The following is a 1,690-nucleotide window of genomic DNA, read 5'->3' on the forward strand; positions in this document are numbered from 1 at the left end:
GGAACCGGCACGGTCGATGTCGCATCCGGTGCGGCACTGGGTGGCCATGGCAGCATTGGCGGCAATACAACGGTTGAGGGGACTCTTTTTGCTCAGAGCGGACAGGTCCTGACTTTCTCAAAAGACTTGACGCTCAATGCAGGCAGCAATGTCGACGTGACGTTGAATGGCGGACCGTCAATGAGCGAGCTTTTCCATGTCAACGGCAATCTGACCATCGACGGTACACTGACCGTGAACAAGAATAGCCAGATGGATGTCGGGGTCTATCGTATTTTCCAGTCAGACAATCCACTGACCGATAACGGTATGCAGATGGCTGCAGGAAGCGATCAGAACTATAGCCTGCAAGTGCTGCAACCTCAGGGGCAGGTCAATCTGGTTAACAGTGGCGGTCGGACCATGTCCTACTGGGATGGAAGCCAGATGATAGGCGATGGCACCGTCCATGGCGGCGATGGAACATGGAACGCAGCGAACTCGAACTGGACCGACCAGAACGGCAACGGCAATACTCCCTGGGCGGATGACGTTTTTGCCGTGTTTCAGGGCACCGGTGGTAAGGTCATGATTGAGAATGGCTTTACGCCGCGTGTCAACGGCATGCAGTTCTTCGTTGATGGTTACACCGTTGAGGGAGGCACAATCACGCTGGGTGGAACGGATGTTCGGATCAACGTTGGTGACGGCGTGATGGAGCATGCCAACTATGTGGCAACCATATCCTCCATTCTCGACGGGCAGAATGGCTTTACCAAATCTGGCTATGGAATACTGAATCTGACAGGCCAGAACAGCTATAGCGGCACCACCACGGTGCAAGAGGGCACGCTGGAGCTGAGCGGAAACGGCAGCATTGCAAACAGCGCCGAGATCGTTCTTGCAAGCACAGAGTTTGACCGTGGCAAGCTGCTGATCAACAAGGATCAGGATTTTTCATTTGCAAACAAGGTGAGCGGCGTTGGTGCCGTTACCAAAGATGGCATCGGCACGACGACCTTCTCTGGCAATAATACGTTCAGTGGCGGGTTGACGGTTGCAGCAGGCGCTGCCAAAGCTGGCATTGCGGAGAATGCTTTTGGTTCGGGCAATGTGACCATCAAGGGCGGTGGGGTGCTTGATCTTGCCGACTTTAATGAAACCGTTGGCAGTCTTGTGGGTGAGAAAGCCGGTGACGGCACTATCACGCTTGGTTCGGGCACATTAACGCTCAATCAGAACCTGCATGGCGATTTCTCCGGTAAGATCTCCGGCACGGGTGGCATCACCAAGAATGGCAATGGTGATCTGGTGCTTTATGGTGCCAATGACTATTCGGGCAACACTGCTGTCAATGAGGGCGCGCTGGTTCAGGGGGCAGCCGGTGGCTTCTCAGCTGCTTCGCGCTATAGCGTGGCCAGTGGGGCATCGCTCGAACTTGGCGGTTTCTCCAGCACCATGGCCGGCTTATCCAATGGGGGCGATGTTTTCTTCGGCGGCAATGGCGGCACGGTGCTTAATGTGTCCGGCGATTATAACGGACAAGGCGGTACGCTGCATATGTGGGGTGTGCTTGGTGATGACAGTTCATTGATTGACCGGATGAATGTCAGTGGCAACACAGCCGGCACTTCCAAAGTCGACATCACCAACCGTCACGGTTTTGGCGCTAAAACCAATAACGGCATCGAGATCATCTCCGTGGGGGGGA

Annotated in this window: 1 protein-coding gene; it reads left to right on the forward strand. The window is 54.9% G+C overall.

The features are described 5' to 3' along the window. The coding region (locus tag ABE530_RS19565; protein ID WP_499695716.1) for an autotransporter-associated beta strand repeat-containing protein at positions 1-1,690 on the forward strand (1,690 nt) is incomplete at both ends.

The sequence above is a fragment of the Brucella sp. TWI559 genome (assembly GCF_039674265.1).
GTDB classification, from domain to species: domain Bacteria; phylum Pseudomonadota; class Alphaproteobacteria; order Rhizobiales; family Rhizobiaceae; genus Brucella; species Brucella chromiisoli.